The sequence below is a fragment of the Mangrovivirga cuniculi genome, from assembly GCF_005166025.1.
GTDB classification, from domain to species: Bacteria; Bacteroidota; Bacteroidia; order Cytophagales; family Cyclobacteriaceae; genus Mangrovivirga; species Mangrovivirga cuniculi.
Window position 1 is genome coordinate 1,224,267 of the sequence record NZ_CP028923.1, and the last position, 18,435, is coordinate 1,242,701.

Consider the following 18,435-nt stretch of genomic DNA (forward strand, 5'->3'; position numbering starts at 1 on the left):
TCATATTAATGATTTAAAAAAGAATATCAGCACTCACCCAGTAAACTTCTCCTTTTTCAACACCAGCCCAGCCTTTTTTATCAGGATTATTATACCGTCTTGAGTACATAAAATACCTGCCATCAGAAGTCATGTAGGGGCATAATACCGCCAATTGCTGTCATATTTAAATGGAATTTCTACCGGTTTTGACCAGCCTGTGTCATCTTTAAATGTTATTTGAAATTTACCTTGCCCATTTAAAATAGCATATTGTTCATCTGGTGAGATATACGTTAGTAGTTCATTTTTATCTGACTCAAGGCTTATCAAAACAGGTTTTTTAAATTCATCCTTTCCTAAATATTGGGCACGATATGAGTTCATGCCACCTTTATCGCTCGGTCTATTTGAAAGAAAATACAAACTACCATCAGCTATGACAATAGGGTAGGTGTCAATAAATTCAGTGGAAATTCCGAAATCAACTTTTGTAGCTATTTGCCATTTACCATTAACTTTTTTACTCATATATATGTCTGGTGGAATTCTGTAAAGAATTTCTTTGGTAACATCATTTTTATAGTTCTTTGGATCAACACCCAGAAAATACATGGTCTTTCCATCTTTGGTAATGGTGGGATCACAGGCAACAAAAGTCTTGATGCTATCATCGTATAATTTAATGGGTTTAATATCTGACCATTTGCCATTAATTAACTCGGCATGATGAATGATAAAGCTATTATCTACAATTCTTGAAAAGAACATTTCAGTATAATTATAATTAAACACAACATTAAGTTCGATGTTTTCAGTATTAACTAATGAGGAAGCAAATAATTTAGGACTGGAATCAGGAGGTTCTTGATTGAAATAAGATGTCTTTTTGGTTTTGTTTAATTCTTGCTTTACTCTTTCAAAATCTATCCAATAGATATCGCCAGTTTCTTCCTCTTCGCTGACCAACCCTCTATGGAAAAATAAATACTTACCACCCGGAGAAACACTTGCCGTGAATTCACATAGTTCCGTATTGACCAGAGGACCTAGATTTTGAGCTTTGGTCCAGTTACCATTCTCATTGAAACTGATGTATAAGTCACAATTTCCTTGTCCTATTATTTCGCTTTTGCCATCAAATATAATATAGCTTTCATCCGGAGCTATGTAGGGATGAGCGATCATCTCCAGATCCGGTAAATTAATTGCCTCACCTAGCATATTTATGGTATTATATTTTCCTTTAGAATTAACTGAACGGTAAATCCCATTGTCTTTATATTCTCCATTTTCACTTACCCAGGAAGTAAAATAAAGATTTCCTTTTTCGGTAGAAGTTAGATACATGGCAATGTTTTCTAGAAAGGGGCCTTTCAACGGAATAGGATTGCTCCAACCACTCGCTGCTTTCTCACTGTACCATTGGTGCAGTCCTGTACTTTTTGATGAATCCGGCAAAGGGCGTAAACTTCCAAAATAAAGCCGATCTCCTGTTGGATTAATATGAGGTTCAAAATCCCAACCTATAGTTGGTTTAAAAAAAGCTAGTACCGGATCTGACCAACTACCATTTAGTAATTTCGAAGTATAGATTTCATTGTCTGCTCCAGGCTTTCTCCTAGTAAAAAAGAGCTCGTCCATTTCTGGGCTGAAAGTGATGGCAAATTCAAAGGCATCCGTTGAGATTATTCCGGGGGCATATATAAGTGCTGAGTCGGTCGGTGTCTGATTGCTGAATAACTCAAGGTTTGATTTGAAGGATTCTGTATTTTCATTAGTACCACAGGAATAAAGCATTGTGGAAACTATACTTACCAGAATAATAGATTTCATATTATATGAATTGGAATGAATTTACTTCTCTTAAATACGGATGATTTAATCTTTCGATTTAAAAAATGGTAGATATGAAATGACGATCCAGAGGAATGCAAGCCCAAACCCCAATATGCCGATATTGATACCTAACAATGTTTTTTCACTTCCATCCAAATATTTCATAGACCCACCATAAGAACCCTTAATCATAAATGCGACAAGAAACCCTCCCATAACGAGTAGACTTAAGACTGTACTTAGTTTGGTGTCATTCTTGCCCCATATAAGCCATAGGCAAACTATGCCAATTCCTGTATTTGTCAGTAGCTGCCATACTTCGTGAATTTTGGCATGTGGGGTCCAGTCTGGATTAAAAACATGTGTGTCATTTATTTCTAAAAAAGGTACAATAAAAGCGAAAAGGATAACACTGACAGTAATTGAGTATTTTTTCATAGTTCGAATTATTTAAGTAAAATGAAGCTTCATTCCTTCATGTGAATTAATAAACCCAAGCGATTTATAGAATTCCAGAGCCTCAATTCTATTTTTATCCGTTGTCAACTGAATCAAATGAGCGCCATTTATTTTAGCCCTTTCAATTGCCCAGTTAAACATTTTTTGACCAAACCCTTGACCTCTATAATCTTTATTTACTCTTACGGCTTCAATTTGAGCTCTAATTCCACCTTGATAGGTCAGGTATGGAATCATTGTTAATTGAAAGGTTCCTATTACTTTTTGATTATAATCGGTCATAACCATCAGTTCTTGATTGGGGTCAGAATAGATTCGCAAATAAGCAGAAAGGTAGGGGGTAAGTTCATTGATATCCTCTCTTTTATTACCAAGATCGTCATCGGCTAACATTTCGATTATAGCGTTTAGATCTTCTACTAGTGCTTTTCTTATTTTAAAGTTATTCATGGATATGTAATGGCAACAGCTAATTGTAGATGGTGATAGCTAATACTAATTATTGTTTATGCCTTTCTATTTCAATAGCCAGATCTTCCTCTTGTCCAAGCTTTAATTTTTTAGAAAGTGCTATCCTTTTCCGTAGGTTGAAATAGGGATGAATTCCTTGATTAATTTTTTTTATTGAAGTTGTTTCAAAAAACTCATCCCCATGTCATAGGTTTATCAGACTTTTTTACCAGTCATAGACTTTGAGTAATGCCCTCATTCCAGACTCCGGTTTCGGCAGTCTTTGTTGCAAATTCTTTGAAGTCAATAGCAGGTCTTCCCAATACTTTTTCTACATCATGTGATACCACCTGGTTTTCAGAGTTACCTAATACCTCTTTAAATAAGTAGCCAAAAAGCCAAACATAAGAGTCAGGCAAGCCAGCTGCTTTCATACCTTCCTTAAATTCTTCAATTGATATTGGCTGATAATGAATTGCTTTTCCGGTTGCATGGCTCATAATTTCTACTACTTCTTTAAAAGTCATTTTTCTTGGGCCTGTCACGGTTATAGTCTGACTATTATAGGTATCGTCAAGTAAGACTTTAGTGACCACATCAGCGATGTCATTCACATCGACAAAAGGTATTTCAGCATCGGGCATGGGTAATGCCACCTGACCGGCTAAAACAAACTCTTTAAAGGCTCCTTCACTAAAGTTTTGATTAAACCAGGAAGCTCTTACCAAGGTGTAGTTCAGCCCTGAGTTAGCTACTATTTCTTCACAAGCCTCAGCTTCTTTTTCTCCTTTACCAGAAAGTAATACCACTTTCTCAAGTCCCTGCTTTAATGCAGCTTCTGTTAATTTAGAGATAGCTTCTCTTGCTCCCGGCACTGCTAAGTCGGGGTAATAGACGATATATGCTCTGTCCATACCCCTCAGAGCCGGCTCAAAGGTGTTAAAATCTTCCCAGTCAAATGCCGGGCTTCCACTTCTGGAGCCAATAGTTACATTATGGCCCAGTTTAGTTAAGTTTTCAACTACGCGGCTACCGGTCTTACCAGTGCCACCGATTACTAAGATGTTGTGTTTCATTATTTTTTAATTTACTCGTACTTGATTTTCTAATGCTTTAAGCTTTTTGAGTTTACTTTTCTTAATCATATTTTTTATAAATCCAATAAACCATGGAACACCATAACCATTTTTAGACAAGTGCTCTCCGGCAAATTGATAGATTGCATTATTGCCTTTAACACCATGTCCGTCTAGCAGACGATTGTAAAAGTTGAATAAACATCCTACTAATATTGCTTCATGCAGTGCTTCTTCAGACCAGCCAGCTTCCTTTACTTTTTTTACATCTGATTCCACAAGCTTACTTGGTGTAATGGTGAGTTTTTTGAGATAATGGAATATTGGTTTTAGTTTATCACTTACAGGTGATGAATCAATATCTTCTACCAACTGCTCAATTACCGTTGGGGGCACTCCAAATTGTTCGGCTACTGCTTTATGTGAGCCGTGACAAAAAGAACACGCATTTAAACCGGATACATAGGCTGCCATAATTTCCCTCTCGGCAATACTGAAAGAAGATTTTCCTCGCATGATTTCTTGAGAGGCTTTGTCCATAGGCCCAAGCCTTGGACGATCATTAAATGTGATGTCTGTAATGTCAGAATTTGAGTCTAGATTGCTAAAGAAAGCCATGATTTTATACGTTTAAAGTGATGCTATTTTTTCTTGTACAAATAGTGCTGTCACAGCCAGTATGAATGACAGAACAGACAAAACTGTTCTAGCCAGGTGTAGTTGATTCCATTTGGTCTCATAAAACTGCTTGAACTCAGACGCCTTACCAGCACTTAATTCACTAATATTTATATTATCTAATTGATCATTTAAAGGAACATTTCCTAAACCTGTAATTGCTAAAGGGCCAACGAGGTATATTATTGACGAAGCCAGCAATAGTGAAAAAAGTGTTTTATTTACCTCGTAACTCAAAAGGGTAGAAATTCCTAACACGATTAAGCTTCCAAAGAAAATAGTAAAGAAAGCCGGATTAAGAATTGCCCTGTTTATCGATTGCATAGTCTGTAGGTACACTTCATCGGAAACCTTTTGTGTTCCTGGTATCACTGACACAGACCACGCATAAAAAAGACCTGCTGAAAGCCCTGTTAAGATTACTGCTCCAAAAAGGATGATTGATTTAAAAGATAGTTCCATAGTTAATATATGTTTTCAGTGTTAAGCCATTTTTTAAGGGTTGCGTATTCTTTTGATGTCAGTTTGATCTCATCGCCTTTTGGCATTCGTTGTTTTACAAAGACTTGTGTATATATTTTAGCTGCTTTTTTAGACATGTTTTTACCTTTAAATACCATAAAAGGATTTTGCTTTCGATGGCAGCTATTGCATTTGGTTTCGAGAATTTTCAATGACTCTTTTTTTAGCGTATCATTATTAAATGTTATCGCTGTCGGGTGAATTACTGAAGCCTCAGAATTTTGATGGTAAGCTATTAAAAGTATGACAGCAGCTTCGATTATACCCAGAAGGATAAGTTTATAAGAGTGCTTTTTCATTGCTTTCATGATTTAATCTGAAAGCAAATTTGAGCACAATTTCTACCTTTAACTTGACTGATTAAGCCAATGATTTGACTTTTTGAGCCAAATGATATGAGTTGTTAACTTTTTCGAAATTCGACAGGGGAGAGTCCACTCCATCGTTTAAACGCACGATTGAATGCACTTTGTTCTGAGAATCCTGTTTCAAAAGCAATTTCCGCAATACTTCTAGACGTGCTTTTGAGCAGATGCTTAGCAACTTCTTCTTGGGTCTTCTTAATTAGGTCTCGATAAGATACACCGGATTCTGATAATCTTCTTGTCAACGTTCGGTTGCTCATACCAATATGCTCGGCAATTTGATGAATACTGGGTATTCCACTTGGAAGAGCATCTTTTATAAGTTTTTCAACATCGTATACCAGTTTACTTCCCGAGATTTTTAAACCACTGGCTTCTTCTTCAACCCGGGCGACAAGAAAACTGTTAATGCTTGAGTCAGCCTTAGCTGTCCTAGTCTCTAAGTCTGATGTTTTATAAGTAATAGAATAATGAGGCTGGTTAAACAGTATACAGCATTGGAAGGCATCTTTATAAGAGCTGAGATCTTTAGGTGGACTGTGCTTGAAAGAAACTTCCACGGGCCTGATGGCTGTTTCGGTCATAGCTTGTAATACCACCACAGTAGCCGATAAAGTGGCTTCGTTAGATAATTCAAGTCCTCTTCGATGAGGTTCTCTTTGTAAATAAATAACTGACTTATCAGGCTTTTTATCGACTTTAAATATATAGGTATTCGAAAGAAGTTTGAAATAGCGCTCACTTCGATCAAATATTTCTCCAGCCCAGGAGCAAGTCCTCCATGACAGCCCCAAAACACCGTAATCTGCAATTTTCATCTGCTGACCTACCCTTACTGAAAAGCCAGGGCCAAGCTTTTCATCAATCATTTCATGTAGGGCAAAAAATTCATTAGCTGGAACGGCCTGGATAGAATCAAGATCAGAAATAGGAGTAGAAAGGTGCTGAAATTCATCCTCTGTCATGCCTTCAGCAAGTGCATGGTTAATTACTTTGCGATATAGGTTTACAGAGATGTATTTCAAATGAATGAAACTTCTATTAAAGCACTATTTCTAAAGATAATCAACGCTTTTATTCGGAGCAAGGTTATTCTTGAGCCAGTCAATCGAAATTTCACCCTTATTGGTGTTATGACCAACAAGCTTCACCCCAAGTACGTCATTCCGGAAGTAGCCTGTCTGCCGAGAGGCAGGCGTAACGGATATCCGGAATCTCTTAGCCTCATTGTTTCAGTTTCTCCACAATTTCAATAGACGTGCACTGAGCACTCTTTTTAAAATCTACCCAAAGTATTGGTTTGTTTACTTTCAGGTAGGGCAGTTGAGGTATCTGCAATAATATTTGTTATCATCGAATATACCTAAAACCCCAATTATCGCTCCACTATCAGGTATTCTGCATACCTCAATGCTGTCGCTATTAAATTATTTCTATTCTTTGCCTTTTCTTTAAAAAGACTTAATTGCTCAGGATTGATTTTTCTTCCTTTTACAAAAACCATATTGGGTTTTTGAAGAGTTTTTAAATCGTCAAGAGGGTTTTCTTCCAATAGAAGGAGGTTAGCTACTTTACCATTCTCTATACTTCCTAGTTCAGTCAAAAATGCATGTGTCTTCGAAGGATTTATGGTAGCTGTCTTAAGTACCTCATAATTGCTCATTCCGGCCTCTTTATAGAATTCCAGTTCTTGATGTATAGAGAAACCAGGTAAGGTAATACCAATACCCGCATCAGTTCCGCAGACAATGTTGACTCCATTTTCATATAACTTCTTTATGATAAGCAGATGAAAATCATGTTGGTCCTTAATACGTTTTGTAACAGTTGAATCTTCCTGTTTAGTGCTATTCCATCTATCAAATTGAGCTTCGCTATCTATCGCATGTATGAGTGGATTTATATAATCCAACTCCTCAGAGGTGAGGATATTTTCATTTTGAAGCATATTGTAGATGTTATAATAAACAATGAGGGTAGGGCTCAGAGTTGCATGAGGGTTCGCTACATAACCATTAATTATTTCATTAAGCTTTGCTGTATCTAATTGATAATTCAAAGGTTGTTGCACAAACTCTTCAGCATGCTCTATAGTTGTGATCAGTGAATTAAAGTGATAATCATAAGAAACTTCTGGAGTTGGGTGAGCAACAACATCCATTTTGGAAATATCAGCTTGCTTAAGAATTGCCTCGAATAATTCCTCTGTTAGTCCATAATAAGTCTTAACGAAATCATATCCTCGGTCTTTGTAGTTGATGATTTTTTCTTTTGCTTCTTCGGGTGCTACAAGATTGACGTTATCATCGCCAATGAACTGCGGGCCTGTTAGTTTAGGAGAAGAGGTAAAGAATAATGGAGCAATTAATTGACCTTCCATCACCTCTTTTTTTATTCTTAGGTGCATGGGTTGCCCCCAAAGATTGCGAACGGCTGTAACACCGTTAGCTAAATACAAACCGAGTTCATATTTATCCCAGACATGCACGTGCATGTCAGTCAAACCAGGTGAAAGAAAGCCACCTTTACCATCTATCTCAGCCAGATTTTCACGATTCAAAGTGTCGCCTATACTACTTATCAAGCCGTTTTTGATTGTAACACTGGAATTTAATATTACCGTATCGGCAGTCATTGGAATAATGTTGACATTTCTTATCATATAGTTATTCAAACCAGCCGCAGGTTGATTCTTCAACTTCAAAAAGGAAGTCTGATAAGAATCCACAATAAGAATACTAATTAAGGCGATAAGAATTAGTACTATCAACCCTCCAAGCCCAAGAAGTGCTTTCTTTAGAATTTTCATACTAAGTTTTTAGCGTTTGCATATTTGGAGATAAATTACTTATCCTAAATTCAGTTATAAAAACAGGAGAGTCTTGACTTTTAAAGCCAAAGATTTGACATGTTATGCCAATAGATTGAACAATTCTGACAAACAAAGACAGGTTAGCCTACTGTTAGATAATATCAATGATTCAAAAGATTGCGCGTATTTCGCTTTATTTAATTAGTTTAAAATCACCTTTACTAAACTCTTTGGTTAATGGTTTAATAAAAATATTTATTGTTGTAGTGGTTTAAGCGTCCGTCTCAAATTTTTATATCTCCCAGAACTTAATAGGGATTATATTCCAAACCCATAATATAATTATCCATTGTATGAGGAGCGTGAAAATTAAAATGTCGATATTCCATCCGTTCTGATTTCTCCAAGAAACTACAATACCATAAAGTAAGGAGAAAGGCAGGGCTCCTGTAATAATGGTCAATAGTAAATTACCTATTGTCAAATCCCCCATTTGGTTAAAAGAATGAATAAAGAAAAATGGAACAGGCACAAATAGTAGCAAAATAAAAAGGAAGGGTACAAAGACGGCATGATTAATAAATAACCTTTTTTGCTTAATCAGTACAAATACCCCTTTGGATAAAATAATAATCATTCCGGCAATTCCTAAAGCAAGACTGAGCCAAAGTAGAGCCAAATAAAATGGACTTACTTTTTTATAAGTGGCTAAGCCATCTGAATATATATATTCGCCATCCAACTTATAGAAAATATGAGACGCTTTAACACGATCATCCTTTCTGTACAAATTTTTTTCTACTTTAAACAAAGAGTAATTTTTTTGTTGTAAAGATTTTATTATTAATTCCTCTTTTTCTTTTCCTGATTCAATTCTAATGCTATTAAATAGCAAATCAAGATAAGCAAACAGTTCAAATCTGACCGGAGCTAATTTGTAATATCCTTCAACATTCTTCACATTTAAAGAAGTCTGTGAATTAGATAATGGTGATGGGAGTGGCTGATGAACTTTAAGGTGTTCTATGAAAATTTTGTTGAACGCTTGATAATCTGCAGTTTTATGATCCATATTAAAGCTGATAAAAAACGACTTCTTTTCTTCAGGAAATAAGTAAAGTGATGCTCGGTACCCGATTACGTTCCCTGAATGATAATATCCTATAACACCATATCTATCTCTATAACTTAAGCCGAATTGATACCCACGATCTAAACCTTGTTTATTTACCTCTGTCTGTGTTGGTTTTCCCATTGCTCTCAATAATTCTAATTCAATGAAGGGTTTACCTTCTATTTTACCATCACTCATAAGGAAACGGGCCAATAATGCCATATCATAGGTAGTTGTAGTAAACTGTCCAGCTGGCCGCAAGTACATAGGGACACATGGCTGAATTACACCCCCATCAAAATGCCCCATTGCGAGATCGGGATCATCATCCTGAGAAACAAACTGAAATGTACTGTTTTTCATTCCCAGAGGCATCAACAGGTTCTCATCAAGGTAGACTTCATAGGGTTGGCCTGTTACATGTTCGATGATTGACCCCAACAACGTATATCCCATATTCGAGTAAGAAAAACGACTCCCGGGCTTTGTTCTAATAGTTAAAACATCAGGATCTCGGCTGAACACTTCCAATAATGGGGAGTTTGTTTGAGCTTCCTCACTAAATACCTGCCAAAACCTGGCATCCTCTAAACCTGATGTATGATTTAAGAGATCTATCACTGTGACTTTCCGTGTTTTCTGCCAGGGGTTTTCGAAAGAGATAGCAGGAATTAATTGCTCAACAGGAGTTTCTAAATCTATTTTATTTTCGGTTATCAACCTGAGGATTCCTGTGGCGATAAGTGTTTTGGTTATAGAACCAATTTGTATTTTATTATTAGCTGTTAGTTTTTCACCTGTGGTAGCATTCTTTAAACCGACTGCTCCCGTGGAAATCATTCCATCGTTAATCGTTGACCAAGAAGCTCCAATCAGCTCTTCTTGTTGCAAGGTGTTTTTTAGTTGTTTTTTGAGGTCTTCATCAGATTGCGCTAATAAGGTTGATGTGGCAAAAAAATAAATAATGAGCCAAGTGAATCTCTTCATATCAGGATCACGAGTATAGTGATGTTTTGTTTCATTTTATGATAAACTGTTTGCAACAATCTTATAAATGAAAAGTAGCTGACTTATGTATTCTATTTTTTATTTACGTTTTTTAGTGGTATACTTTTTAAACCATACATTTCGAGTACGACCATTTGACATTCTTAAGCCCGTAATATTTCCGTTTTCATTTCTTTCTATTTCAACAGTTCCTACAGGCCAATGACCAGAAAAAATATCATCATATAACTGTTCTAGTTTTATTATTCCGTGCCTTGCATGTTCAAGGTAAATATTAGAGTTGTTATCAATAGAAATTGAATACATGGATTTTAATTCCGGGCTGTAATAATTTCCAACAAGCGTATTAAAATCATTTATTTTCATCTCTAAGTTCTTTTGAAGAAAAGTGAAGATTCCGGGTAAATTACTATCCGTCTTAATAATCATTTGATGTGTAATATCCTCAAATTGTACGATTGGTTTAATTGATGGGTGGTCCATTATAAACGTTTGTTTGCCTATTGGTAACAAGGGCCATTCGTTTTCCGCTGAACTTGAGTATTGTAAAGTGTCATTTTTTAAATAAACTTTGCGTCCAGTTTTCTCAGAATCACTCCAGTAAATACCTTCAAACTCCTGAAGTTTTTTCTTTGACAACTTGATAAATTTAGCCGGTAATTTGGCAGATGTTGTTGCGGGTTTTGTTATTGAATTATTCTTTTTAACTAATAATATATCAGAAATCTCGTTTGCTTTAGATCCAATATTACTCCTTGAATAATTAGTTAGAATTACAATATTGAGTTGTTCTTCAGGAAAGGTTCTTACTAACGCCCTAAAACCACCAACAGCTCCTCCATGTTGTATTACCTTTCTACCCGAGTAATCTTCAATACGAACCCCAAAACCATAGTTTGTTTCAAAACCATTTTTTAGTGGTTTCGTGAATAGCAACTTCTTAAAGGCAGATTCCCAATTATTTTGAGGCGCACTAAAATTTTGTAGCCAGATATTCAAATCTTCTATTGTAGAGTGTATATTTCCAGAACCAAAATAACCCCAATATTCTACAGCTCGCTCAAAGTCTTCTCGCAAGTAGTATGATGTAGCATTATTCGGGACAATTTCATTTATAGAGGTTTCTACATATGTGTCTTTCATTCCCAATGGTAAAAAGACATTTTGCTTCATCCATAGATCAAATTTCAACTGGCTAATATTTTCAATAATTTTAGCTAAAAGTATATATCCAGTATTGCTGTATAAAAATTCTTCGTTAGGTTTAAAGTTGAGTTCCTTTTGATTTTTTATTATTCTATAAATATCATCATTTGTTTCCAAATCCCCTCTTCTCCAACCAGCTAACCCCAATAAACCATGTAAATCTCTCAACCCACTTGTATGGTACATTAAATGACGAATGGTAATGATTTCACCAAAATCTGGTATATCTGGAATGTGTTTTCTAATATCATCATCAAAGGAAAGTTTGTTTTGCTCTTCTAATAATACAATACCCATAGCTGTGAATTGTTTTGATATGGAACCAATATTAAAAAGAGTGTTGTTTGTATTTGGGATGTTATATTCAATATTAGCTAAGCCATAGGATTTTGAAAAAATGGTTTTTCCTTCCTTTGATACTAATACAACGCCACCTGGATGATTAGATACATTCCAGGAAGTAAAAAGGCTATCAATTTTATTTAACTGTTTCTGACTTATTTGTCCAAAGCCCTGAAAGGAAATAACCAGGAAAATAATTACAACAGAGTTTTTATGGCCTTTCAGTAATCTCAATTGGCTTCTTTTTAAAAGTGCTCCTATCATGGTGTGATTATTTAATATTGTTAGTACAAAAATCATCAGAAACCTGAAGTTATTTTTGACACCTTGGGCCACTTTTTTGACACTTTAAGCCAGATTGATATTTTTAGTATGATCTTTTACCCTTGTTGGTGTTGTCACCAACAAGCTTAATGCGTGGAAGTAAGCTCGATTCAATTCGATCATCATTACTATAAACGATATGATGTTGGCGAAAACACCAACATCGGCATAAATTAAAGCAAGGTTAAAATTTCACCCCAAAATAAATATTCGGCTCAAAGAGGAAATAATTTTTCCACTTATCATCCAGCTCTTTAAAATCAGATGGTGCCTTGGTGTCAATCCAGAATTGAGAGTGGATTTGAGGCTCCAGAAAAAAGCGTTTCTTCTTCCCAAAAGAGGTGTGATACCCAAGATGAATGGAATTATATAGTTTAAAGCCATTGCCAACTTTATTCTTGTGTTCATCGAGGTAGGTTTGAAATAGTGGTAAAACTTCAATTGTTGTAAATAGCCCTTTCCATAGCATACGTTGATATGTTATCCCTAATCCAGTCTCTCGTACGTGGCCGGGGTAAAATTCACTTTCCGTTTCAATTTTGTCTAGCAAACCATCCCACCAAAGGATACCCATAGGTTGAAATAACCGCCAGGTGGCAAATTTTATTCCTACAATGTTTTTGTTGTCCAGATTACGCCTGACATGAAATTCTATATGCTGCGTATGTATTCTGTCATCCCAGGCTTTTTCAACTAATTGAGGTAAAATGATCAGCGGCAAGCTAACCCTGTATTTGTAATCAATATCGTTGTTTACATCTGTTTGGAAGTCACTCTGTGCAAAAGCACCCATAGATAGTGCAGTTAAAAGGACAATTAATAAGCTTTTCATAAGTAAAATAATTTGTTGTTAAAATTTAAGCTGCAACACACGTTTTGTAAAGTATGTAGTTTGAAACTTCAATTGACTTTTGACCAATTGATTGTGTGAAGATGGAGCTTAAAATCTGGTCATTCGCCCGGAAATGAAATTCCGGATTAGATTATGTTATTACGGACTTTTTGGCCTTGTCTCTAAAGGTGGGAGGTTCATTTTTTGTAATTATAATCAGCTATAGCTATATTTATTCAACTATTCGAAAGAAGTTGATCAATCAAAAGTCCATAGCCGTTCTTCCTTTTGAAAATCTAAGCTCTGATCCTGAGAACGAATACTTTTCAGACGGAATGACGGAGGAGATCATCAATGCCCTTAGCAAAATAGAAGGGTTAGAGGTCACGGCACGCACTTCTACCTTTGTATTTAAGAATATAAAAAAGGATATTAGGCATATAGGTAATGAGTTGGGCGTAGAGTTAGTATTAGAAGGTAGCGTAAGAAAATCTGGTAACAGGGTCAGGATTACAACCCAGCTCATCAGAACCGACAATGGATTCCACATTTGGTCCGAGAATTTTGATCGACAGTTAGATGATATCTTTTCTTTACAAGATGATGTAAGCCTGTTAATTGCAGAAAAAATCCGTGAGAATTTTGGACATCTTTCCTTTGAGGATCATCTCGTAAAATCACAAACTACAAATATTCAGTCTTATCAGGCATTTTTGAAAGGTCGATATTTTCTGAAAAAGTGGAACCTGCATGATATAGCAAAAGGAGCAGATTACTTTGAAAAAAGTACCATACTTGATCCAAATTTCGATTTACCATTTTTTGGAGCCGGACTGTCCTATAGTTTATTAGGGTCATGGGGGCAAGGGAATTGAAACATGCCTTCGCAAAAGCTGAAGTTTTTTTTAAAAGTGGTAAAGACCTGGGTAAAAAATCTGTGTATGCCTTTCATAGCCTTGCTACACATGAATTTTGGGGATTATGGGATTATAAGAATGCCAATCAATCTCTTCAAAAAGCCCTGGAGATAAACCCAATGGATACTGATGTTCATGAATGTTTAGCGGAGATACATACTTCCCTTGGTGATTTTACATCTGCATTAACATCTATTGATAGAAGCTTGCAAACTAATCCGCTTTCGCCCAATCATTATTATACGAAAGCTAATATTTTCTACCTGCAAGGCCATTATGATACAGCTCAAAAACTCCTAAATAGGTCCCTTGAAATAGATCCTAATTTTGCCCTTTCTATTCAGCTAAAGCTCGCCACTTTTATTCATAAAGCAGAAAGAGAAAATATGCGAGCCTTCCTAAGCCAACAGCACAACTTAATCTATCCGGAGCTTTATGAAATCCTTTATGATCTTTTGTATAAAGAACGAACTTACGATAGGAGCTTTATCATTCAATTCATTCAAAAGCTTCAGGCTCTACAGCCACGGCCATTGATGCCATGGGATCTGTTTTTAATGGTACAATTTGATCGTAATGAGGCTGTGAAATTATTGTGCTCAAAAGTCGAACAGAAAATGGGGCAGGTCATCAACTTTAAACATGAGAAATTTCTCGAACCTCTAAGGAAACAAACGGAGTACAACAACCTTGTAAAGAAAACATTTCCGGACAATAGCCTTACTTTTAAGCCGGAGAGACCTCAGCCTATTATAAGGCCAAAGGAGTATTTAACTGAAAGTGAAACGGAGCATTTCTTAATTGCATTAAAAAATAAAATGCAACCTCCGGAGTCTGTTTATTTAAATGCAAAGCTTACTTTGCGTAGCTTGGCCGAAATGATTGATCTTCATCCAAATAAGCTTTCCTGGCTTTTGAATGAGAAAATAGGAAAAAACTTCAATGATTACGTTAACGGATATCGATTAAAAGCTTTTCAGAAGAAGGCTACAGACCCAAATAATAGTCACTTTACACTCCTCGGCTTGGCCTATGAAAGTGGATTTAACTCAAAATCTGTTTTTAATGATTTTTTCAAAAAATCCACCGGGCTTACCCCTAAGGAATGGGTGAAAAAAAACATTTAAAACCTCCTGTTCATCCAATCAGTTTTCTAAGCTATCAAAAATTGGTGCACTTTTCTAATACCCTCGCCAGCAGAATTACCGCATCTTTAGATGATTCCAATTGATTTAACGTGCCTACTAAATAAATATCCTCATCAGGGCAGTAGTACATAGAGGTGCCGTTGCTGCCAGAATGACCAATAACTTCCAGGTTTGGAAAAGAAGGATCAAGCTCGCTAAACTTTATTTTGCGAAGACCATAGCCATAGGTCATTCCTACAGTTTCATAGGTCCATTCTTGCATTTTATTTAAGGTTTCTTCTGAAACCAATTCTGTACCAAATAAGGCAATTTGAAATCTAATCAGGTCTTTTCCAGTCGATATAATGGCCCCACCAGCCCAATCTGCACTCAGGCTTTTAAAAGTACTGATCTCATATCCACCGGCATATAATTCAGCCATCTTACCCAATGCATTTTTACCTGTCGATCTTAGGTTAAGGTAGGTGGAGTTCATAGAAAGAGGCTCAAAGATTTCTTTTGCAAAAAAATCATGAAGCGGCATTTTACTTACCTCTTCGATAATCATTCCTAATAGCACATACTCTGTATCCGTATATAAATACCCTTTCCCTGGAGCAAAGTTGGGGCGAAAATGGGCTTTAGAAAACTGTATTAATTCCGAAGGCTGCCAGAAGTGTTCCTTATCTGTCATGATCAAATCAAAAATACCTGTAGAGCCATCAATCGTCTCTCGGTTAAAGTAATCGGGCAGCCCGGAAGTATGCTGTAATAAATGTGAAAGCCTAATGGAATCTTTATAATCTACCCCATTGAGTATATGTAATCCATCCATTATTTCATCAGGTAAGTATTTTGATATGGGATCATCGAAGTGGAGCTTTCCCCGATCTACCAATATTCCCAAAGTAGTTGCGGTAAAGGTCTTACCAATGCTTGCCGTATAGAAGGGGTTTGCTTCTGACACCAGTGAACCATCACTGAAACTTCCCTTTACAGAATGCAGATCTATGCTTTTGGTAGGTGAATAGATAGAGAAAAATACATTATGGACATTGTCCTTATCAAGCTCCTCATCCAATAGTTTGTTGATCTCCGCGATCATTCCTTCCTGAGCAACAATAATGAAATTGAGCATCAAAAAGCTTAAAAATAAAGTAATCTTTTTCATAATCTAATATTTAACAGTACGAATATCATTGGTATTTATGTATAGTTCGTCCGGAATTGTAAAAGTATGACATTTCGGACTTATTGATTTGGGAATATTAGCAAATACCATAATAAAAATTTCTGAATCTATTTTTTTAAACTGCTTTAAAATACTCTTCAGGCTTGGAACCATTAATTATAGACTAATTTTACTCATTGGGAATGGTTTTCTAAATGATGGAAATTGATAAAAATATGGCACAAGGATCACTTAAAAAATGAAATATAAATAAACTTAATAATATGGAAATAAAGTAGTTGGAAGATTTTAATCTGCCAACTGTTTCCTCATCAGTGAATTGCTTAAAAAGCAAGGTAATAATTTCAAATTCATATGGAGATTTGATGCTGTAGAATCGCACAGTGATCTTAATTCAAATAGCTTTCGATCGTCATAGTATGCGTCTCTTAGAATTACTTTTCCTATTGACCTGCAATTAATGTCAAGAGGATTTTTAGTCAGAATCAATAAGTCTGCAATTATAGCCTCATTTACACTTTAATAATCATTTTTTTAACCGCAGTACATTAATAGCCTTACTGTTGCGGACTTAAACGCCTGATGATTGTTCACCCAGTCACAATCAGATCGGCCAAATCAGTGTGTAGGCTAAATCCAGGAATAATATTAGTTTCGGGAACATCTGTACCTGACATCAGTGGAACTTTATGCTTAGCAGCCCCCTATTGCCTTGTTAGCAGTACAGGTTCAATAATATATTTAATACTTCGATTTACTATAGAGGGATAATGCTTGTTCTAAAACCATTTTCTCTAAGTAGCTGACAAAAATGATTAGTTAATTAGTCATTCCAACTCTTTAAATAAAGCACTATATTTCACTTTAAGGGGTTGAAGATTTTTAGTGTAGATTCTAAAGAGGGTATTCTTTTACCTTGTGTTCTATTTTTGCCTATGAAGACGGGGTCCACCTCCACTGCAGAAGCAAGTTTCTCTTGGGTCAATCCCTTTTCTTCCTGTATTTAGCAATTACTCCCTCATTAAAAAAATTAGTAAGTTTTAAAATATGCTTTATTATTTAAGTATCTCTAAATATCATTGACTATTTTCATTTATTAATAATATTTAATCTCAATACTAATCAACTATGTTAGCTAGGATATTTCTATTGGTTTGCATAAATTAAGCCAAGGAAGATATTATGCTCTTAATGAGTATAAAAATCAATGTTTGAAAGTTGCTCAACTTTTAAGCATTTCAACGAATAAAGGGAATAAAACATTTTATTAATGAAATCATTTACTGATATCATCAGACGTCAGTTTAATTTACTACTGTCTGTTTTTACCTTTGGTGAATCTGAAAATGAAAATAATGAAGAAATCACCATATCCAATAATTGTTCCGGTAACATGGACACTGTGGGTGATGTGCAATACTTGTACCTTACAATTCAAGGTGTTTTAGATCCGGATGAGTTTGAAAAAATCATGGAGTGGGGGCTTGAAAAAATCTCAAAAGGAAATATTAATATTATAATTAATTCCAGTGATTTGAGAGCGATGCCCGGGCAGTCTATTAAATATATGGAAGAAGAATGGTTGCCAAATGCATTAAAAGAAAATATAAAGCTAATAGTCTTTATCAGGCCAAAAGACTTATTCGGGTATATATCCCTGGAGTCAATCAGTAAAAGATACCCAATAATTAATTATAAATTCGTTCCTTCTCTATTAGATGCCCAATTGGAAATATTAAAAGCTAATTAAAAAAATAAACGGACAAATTATTGCCCGTTTATCTGATTGATAGATTAGTCTTCCGTAATTATTAACAAGTCTTTATATGTGATCGAATTTTAACTTTCAAATAATTGAAAACTAATGTATAGTGGTGGTGTTCGATTACTTTTGTTAATTATTCATGAATATATTACATATATTTTTAATGTCAAAATCTGACAAATGTTTTTTTAACATTCTGGTGAAGTTGTCGAAATGTTAAAATACTAACTGATTAATAAGATTTTACTAATTAATGATTAATTAAGACTGTACAGGTGATAGAATCTAATATTTGGAGTTTTATCGTAGAAGAGGTCTTACCTTACATTATTTAGTGACGTGTTTTAATAGGAACCCAGAACCGGCATTTTAATTTATTCAATTATTTATCTAAAAATTAAAACCGTTAAGAATTTTAATACGTTCTT

At 35.3% G+C, this 18,435-nt stretch carries 18 protein-coding genes; 4 read left to right on the plus strand and 14 right to left on the minus strand.

Annotated features, from left to right (window positions below; genetic code table 11):
* Nucleotides 1-13: 13 nt before the first annotated feature.
* The 9 genes from DCC35_RS20600 to DCC35_RS05660 form a co-directional block, all read right to left on the minus strand.
* Complete coding sequence (locus tag DCC35_RS20600; protein ID WP_175402726.1) at nucleotides 14-154, minus strand: hypothetical protein; 141 nt, start codon at nucleotides 152-154, stop codon at nucleotides 14-16.
* Nucleotides 130-1,815, minus strand: coding sequence for a PD40 domain-containing protein (locus DCC35_RS05625; protein ID WP_137089861.1), 1,686 nt, complete (start codon nucleotides 1,813-1,815; stop codon nucleotides 130-132). Before DCC35_RS05625 ends, DCC35_RS20600 begins: the two co-directional genes overlap by 25 nt.
* Nucleotides 1,816-1,860: 45 nt before the next feature.
* On the minus strand, nucleotides 1,861-2,256 hold the full coding sequence (locus tag DCC35_RS05630; RefSeq protein WP_137089862.1) for a hypothetical protein: 396 nt from the start codon (nucleotides 2,254-2,256) through the stop codon (nucleotides 1,861-1,863).
* 12 nt (nucleotides 2,257-2,268) lie between these two features.
* A complete protein-coding gene (locus DCC35_RS05635; RefSeq protein ID WP_137089863.1) occupies nucleotides 2,269-2,727 on the minus strand; it encodes a GNAT family N-acetyltransferase in 459 nt (152 codons plus the stop codon).
* 233 nt (nucleotides 2,728-2,960) lie between these two features.
* Nucleotides 2,961-3,803, minus strand: coding sequence for an NmrA family NAD(P)-binding protein (locus DCC35_RS05640; protein WP_137089864.1), 843 nt, complete (start codon nucleotides 3,801-3,803; stop codon nucleotides 2,961-2,963).
* 6 nt (nucleotides 3,804-3,809) lie between these two features.
* Nucleotides 3,810-4,421, minus strand: a complete 612-nt coding sequence (locus DCC35_RS05645; protein ID WP_137089865.1) for a carboxymuconolactone decarboxylase family protein — start codon at nucleotides 4,419-4,421, stop codon at nucleotides 3,810-3,812.
* 12 nt (nucleotides 4,422-4,433) lie between these two features.
* Nucleotides 4,434-4,943 (minus strand): anthrone oxygenase family protein, encoded by a 510-nt coding sequence (locus DCC35_RS05650; protein ID WP_137089866.1) that lies wholly within the window; start codon nucleotides 4,941-4,943, stop codon nucleotides 4,434-4,436.
* A 2-nt stretch (nucleotides 4,944-4,945) separates the two neighbouring features.
* Nucleotides 4,946-5,302 carry a hypothetical protein gene (locus DCC35_RS05655; RefSeq protein ID WP_137089867.1) on the minus strand — a complete coding sequence of 119 codons (357 nt, stop codon included), beginning with the start codon at nucleotides 5,300-5,302 and terminating at the stop codon, nucleotides 4,946-4,948.
* 104 nt (nucleotides 5,303-5,406) lie between these two features.
* On the minus strand, nucleotides 5,407-6,393 hold the full coding sequence (locus tag DCC35_RS05660; protein ID WP_137089868.1) for an AraC family transcriptional regulator: 987 nt from the start codon (nucleotides 6,391-6,393) through the stop codon (nucleotides 5,407-5,409).
* Here DCC35_RS05660 and DCC35_RS05665 point away from each other — a divergent pair, their 5' ends adjacent.
* The gene (locus tag DCC35_RS05665; protein ID WP_137089869.1) at nucleotides 6,394-6,624 is read left to right on the plus strand and encodes a hypothetical protein; all 231 of its coding nucleotides are present in this window, start codon (nucleotides 6,394-6,396) and stop codon (nucleotides 6,622-6,624) included.
* Between the two features lie 119 nt (nucleotides 6,625-6,743).
* Here DCC35_RS05665 and DCC35_RS05670 read toward each other — a convergent pair whose 3' ends face one another.
* The 4 genes from DCC35_RS05670 to DCC35_RS05685 all read right to left on the minus strand — a co-directional run bounded on the left by DCC35_RS05670 (nucleotide 6,744) and on the right by DCC35_RS05685 (nucleotide 13,006).
* Nucleotides 6,744-8,177: an amidohydrolase family protein gene (locus tag DCC35_RS05670; protein WP_137089870.1), complete on the minus strand. Its 1,434-nt coding sequence runs from the start codon at nucleotides 8,175-8,177 to the stop codon at nucleotides 6,744-6,746.
* A 295-nt stretch (nucleotides 8,178-8,472) separates the two neighbouring features.
* A complete protein-coding gene (locus tag DCC35_RS05675) occupies nucleotides 8,473-10,281 on the minus strand; it encodes a serine hydrolase domain-containing protein (protein ID WP_137089871.1) in 1,809 nt (602 codons plus the stop codon).
* Between the two features lie 99 nt (nucleotides 10,282-10,380).
* On the minus strand, nucleotides 10,381-12,114 hold the full coding sequence (locus DCC35_RS05680; RefSeq protein WP_175402727.1) for a serine hydrolase domain-containing protein: 1,734 nt from the start codon (nucleotides 12,112-12,114) through the stop codon (nucleotides 10,381-10,383).
* Between the two features lie 244 nt (nucleotides 12,115-12,358).
* Nucleotides 12,359-13,006 carry a hypothetical protein gene (locus tag DCC35_RS05685; RefSeq protein ID WP_137089873.1) on the minus strand — a complete coding sequence of 216 codons (648 nt, stop codon included), beginning with the start codon at nucleotides 13,004-13,006 and terminating at the stop codon, nucleotides 12,359-12,361.
* 176 nt (nucleotides 13,007-13,182) lie between these two features.
* On the opposite strand from DCC35_RS05685, the gene DCC35_RS05690 reads away from it, so the two are divergent.
* Nucleotides 13,183-13,881 carry a hypothetical protein gene (locus tag DCC35_RS05690; protein WP_137089874.1) on the plus strand — a complete coding sequence of 233 codons (699 nt, stop codon included), beginning with the start codon at nucleotides 13,183-13,185 and terminating at the stop codon, nucleotides 13,879-13,881.
* Nucleotides 13,863-15,050: a tetratricopeptide repeat protein gene (locus DCC35_RS05695; RefSeq protein ID WP_137089875.1), complete on the plus strand. Its 1,188-nt coding sequence runs from the start codon at nucleotides 13,863-13,865 to the stop codon at nucleotides 15,048-15,050. The genes DCC35_RS05690 and DCC35_RS05695 overlap by 19 nt, the downstream gene beginning before the upstream one ends.
* A gap of 34 nt (nucleotides 15,051-15,084) precedes the next feature.
* Here DCC35_RS05695 and DCC35_RS05700 read toward each other — a convergent pair whose 3' ends face one another.
* Nucleotides 15,085-16,221, minus strand: a complete 1,137-nt coding sequence (locus DCC35_RS05700) for a serine hydrolase domain-containing protein (protein ID WP_246070154.1) — start codon at nucleotides 16,219-16,221, stop codon at nucleotides 15,085-15,087.
* 1,291 nt (nucleotides 16,222-17,512) lie between these two features.
* Here DCC35_RS05700 and DCC35_RS05705 point away from each other — a divergent pair.
* A complete protein-coding gene (locus DCC35_RS05705; RefSeq protein ID WP_137089876.1) occupies nucleotides 17,513-17,992 on the plus strand; it encodes a hypothetical protein in 480 nt (159 codons plus the stop codon).
* The last annotated feature ends 443 nt before the right edge of the window (nucleotides 17,993-18,435 follow it).